At 42.0% G+C, this 3,347-nt stretch carries 6 protein-coding genes; 3 read left to right on the top strand and 3 right to left on the bottom strand.

The genetic code is table 11. The features are described from left to right. Nucleotides 1–79: 79 nt before the first annotated feature. Together J7J01_03715 and J7J01_03710 are read left to right on the top strand one after the other, a co-directional pair. Nucleotides 80–316: a type II toxin-antitoxin system HicB family antitoxin gene (locus tag J7J01_03715; GenBank protein MCD6209996.1), complete on the top strand. Its 237-nt coding sequence runs from the start codon at nt 80–82 to the stop codon at nt 314–316. A 312-nt stretch (nt 317–628) separates the two neighbouring features. Continuing rightward, entirely contained in the window at nt 629–802 is a 174-nt protein-coding gene (locus J7J01_03710) for a hypothetical protein (GenBank protein MCD6209995.1), read from the top strand. A gap of 482 nt (nt 803–1,284) precedes the next feature. On the opposite strand, the gene J7J01_03705 is transcribed toward J7J01_03710, so the two are convergent. From J7J01_03705 to J7J01_03695, 3 genes are read right to left on the bottom strand one after another with little or no spacing between them, the layout of a single operon-like run. Continuing rightward, nucleotides 1,285–1,899: a transposase gene (locus J7J01_03705; protein MCD6209994.1), complete on the bottom strand. Its 615-nt coding sequence runs from the start codon at nt 1,897–1,899 to the stop codon at nt 1,285–1,287. Nucleotides 1,900–1,955: 56 nt separating this feature from the next. Beyond that, the gene (locus J7J01_03700; protein ID MCD6209993.1) at nt 1,956–2,150 is read right to left on the bottom strand and encodes a hypothetical protein; all 195 of its coding nucleotides are present in this window, start codon (nt 2,148–2,150) and stop codon (nt 1,956–1,958) included. 25 nt (nt 2,151–2,175) lie between these two features. Continuing rightward, complete coding sequence (locus J7J01_03695) at nt 2,176–2,412, bottom strand: hypothetical protein (protein ID MCD6209992.1); 237 nt, start codon at nt 2,410–2,412, stop codon at nt 2,176–2,178. Nucleotides 2,413–2,758: 346 nt separating this feature from the next. Between J7J01_03695 and J7J01_03690 the strand changes: the two genes are divergently transcribed. Next, nucleotides 2,759–3,226, top strand: coding sequence for a hypothetical protein (locus J7J01_03690; protein MCD6209991.1), 468 nt, complete (start codon nt 2,759–2,761; stop codon nt 3,224–3,226). Nucleotides 3,227–3,347: the final 121 nt, after the last annotated feature.

Genomic DNA, 3,347 nt, shown 5'->3' with positions numbered 1-3,347 from the left:
TCATAGAGGTGGCATCACGGTGGGCGGGAGTCACTTACGAGATACTCGAAATAGACATTCTATTACTTGCGAGGAGGATATGGGCTATATTGCAGTAGTTCCAGAGTTGGCGGGATGTTCAGTATTCGGTGAGACCGAAGAGGAGGCATTAAAGGAAGTCACGGCTACAACGGAGCTATGGCTGGAAACTGCCGAAAAGGAGTGGAGAGGGATCCCACAGCCTGCAGGAAAAGAACTGCTGAAAGCATTTGTCGAAGAAAAGATTGATTCAGAAATTAGGGAGATGGGGGGGAAATTGGTGGGGTTATTGCCGTAAGATTCGCCCCTGTTCCTATGAGGATAGAGATCTATCAATTTGATTGCATAGGTGTTCGGATAAGGATAAGAGATGGTTATTCCAACTTTGTGCCACTGATACTTTTTAAGCTATAAAAGTGACTATTTTACACGGTGATACGATATATGAATCTTAACGCCTGGATTTGGTGTGCGTTTTCTGAGCACTATTCGGGGACTGAAGCGGAAATAAGAGGAGAAAGCAGGGGGTGAAACTGAGCATAAGTAGTTTTTACGAACGATTTTCACACCGAAGATTGTCGGGTTGATTTCTTTCAGAGGTGCGTGTTCCATGCGATTGAGTTTCAAGCACAGCAACCCGGTCGTGTTTTGGGCGATAAATACTCCGGTTGGGACCCTGGCTCAAAGGCTGCATGGCTACATCCTGCTCCTCGATCTCAGATACTTCAAGTACTTTTTTTCGATAGAATCGCCCGCTATGGTTGCTATTTCGTTAGCAAACTGATATTCAAAGAGTTGAAAAGCCACTACCGCATGGATCTGATACCGAGTGCAAACCCAGAGCCCGTGGAATGCATGATTTGGATCGCTATTCTGACGTTAATGTGCTCACGCAAGATACTCCGGCTGATTCAGAATGCAAATTGCTCACTTTGTACAACGTTTACCCCGGCCAGGGATGCGATCCCAATGTCAAACGAGAGAGGTTGATGGATAAGATGGATTACTTAACCGAACACACATGAGTTTTATTTTAAAGTTTTCGCTCATATTCAGTATCTCCAAATACTTTTTGGGAATGATAACAAAAGAAGATATTTCAAACGTTTCAGGCGAATATAATCGAGCATTTTTTCCATAAATACATTGCAGATGGTATACTCAGCGAATTTCGCGACAGAAAAAAGTAAAAATAGCAAAAAGCCGCATTAACAGCCCTTGTGTAAGCTAATCCTGTCACTGTAGCCAAATTTCTCGATTAACTCCTCATAAATCTTGCTGAGGGGGCGGAGCTTTATCGTCCAAAAAACCCTTCTCTCTGAAGAGCGCAATGACTGCAAATACCACTGTTTTGACGATGCTTCGCCTGAACATGATATAAACGAATCTTCTGAACGGGACGCGCCCTTTGACTTTGAAGAACTGCCACAGATTGTACAGCATGCACTCAAATACGAAGAGTACGGACCTTATCAGAGGTTTTAGCGATTTTGTTTTGATCCTGACCTCATCCTGCACTCTGAACGTAGTCTCTATGCCCCATCTCTTCTTATAATATCGCACATAACTAAAAATCTTTCCGTATTCGATATTAGTAGTAAAAACCCGGTCAAAGCCCTTATAGTCCGGCAATACCGCAATATACGTGCTTATTTCGTATTTTGTCTTCTCCCTGTTCGGTGACCCTTGATGCTCGTGCAGCCCCGTCCCCGCCCCTTTCTTTAACCCTTCCTTGAACTTGTCGTATTTCGGAACCAGGATTATATATCGCAGTTTGAGTTCCTGCAAGACCTTTATGACGCCCCCTGTGTAAAATCCACAGTCAAGAAGGACGATCTCGATTGGTATGAGCGATTTTAGGAATATCAACAGCTCCTTCACATACTAATCCGTCTCCATGCTTATTTTCGGGATCGGAATGACGAGAAGGGTAAATTTCAAATCGCCAGATACGATACTATAGACACCGCGATGTATTTGTATGAGCCAGTAGCACCTTTGACGCCATTTGTATAGTCATGAATCCACTGATTCTTTATCTTCCTGTAAAATGGCTCATAGGTCTCATCAATAGCTATAATGAATCGCCTCCTTCTTATCTGCCTCTTCACCGCCTCGATGTTTCTCTTCACGGCTTTTTTTTGTATTCATGCAGTATCAGGTCCAGGCTGGCACACTTGGATAATCACCAAAAAGCGTATCTGCGTCTGACAATCCCGGATCAAGATCGCAAACTGTCTCAACATAATCCTTCGCCTGTGCTGCGTTCATCAGAAGTTGCACGAATGTCCATGCAGCGTAGTTTGCCCCTGATGCTGGATGACCTTCGTGGAATAGCCAGTGGAACACTAAGGATAATAAATATATGCTTTCGGAGATGCTGTATAACCCCAACTACACCACAAAAATTGCTATGGACACCATAGGGCTATATATGAATGCAAATAACCTGAAAAAAGGCTCTTCCTTGGGAAAAAAGGAAAATACCCACTTAACGATTCGAAGTGTAGAAAAATATTTGACAACAGAAATATTATACATATGTGAGTATAATAAGGATATAGGAAAAATAAGAAGCATTTGGACATAATCTTCAAGGAGGTGAAAAATGATTAGATATGGTAGAGTTCAACTAAAGGGATGTATATGCGAACTCAAGTTCGGATATACCGAAGTTATACGCAATCGGCTTCGGGACGCTGATAATCTATAAAAAGCAAATTAATAAAAGTTGATAATTATGGCAAATGTGAATGATTACACCTCAGGGAGAATACTTACAGACACAAAACTGGCTCTTTACTCGCTTAAATTTGTAAAGATTCCAATTGTTGGCTCTTTAATTGGAAAGGAATTACTCAAGAAAATAAGAAAATTCGAGCCAAAACAGATAGACATGGAAACAGCATTAAAGTTGATTCAAGAATCAAGGAAATGTGCAGTAGGAGAACGTGTGTGCAGAGCAATACACAAAAACTCAGAACTTACAGAGTCGGTATTTTTAGATGAATTAGCTGAAGGACTTGTCGAGGTAGGAAAAGCCCGATATGTAACAAAAGAAGAAGCGATAAACACACTAAAGAAGTATAACAACCCTTTAATTTTATCAAAGGTTTCAAATAAACATATAGAGATATGTCGCTCATCGCCCGATGTTTGTGTATATTGGAACATGGAGAAGTGTGGTCTAAAATGTTTAAACCGTTAGGCGTCCCTTCGCTGACTCTTCGGATTGCTTCGCAATCCTCGTCCCTATCGGGAGCGTATAACAGCGGATATGAGGCTACAGCCTTCGGCTTTCGCCCAAATCCTCGCTACGCTCGGACTTC

The sequence above is a fragment of the Methanophagales archaeon genome (assembly GCA_021159465.1).
Classification (GTDB): domain Archaea; phylum Halobacteriota; class Syntropharchaeia; order Alkanophagales; family Methanospirareceae; genus G60ANME1.
This window is presented reverse-complemented; position numbering and strand designations above follow the sequence as displayed.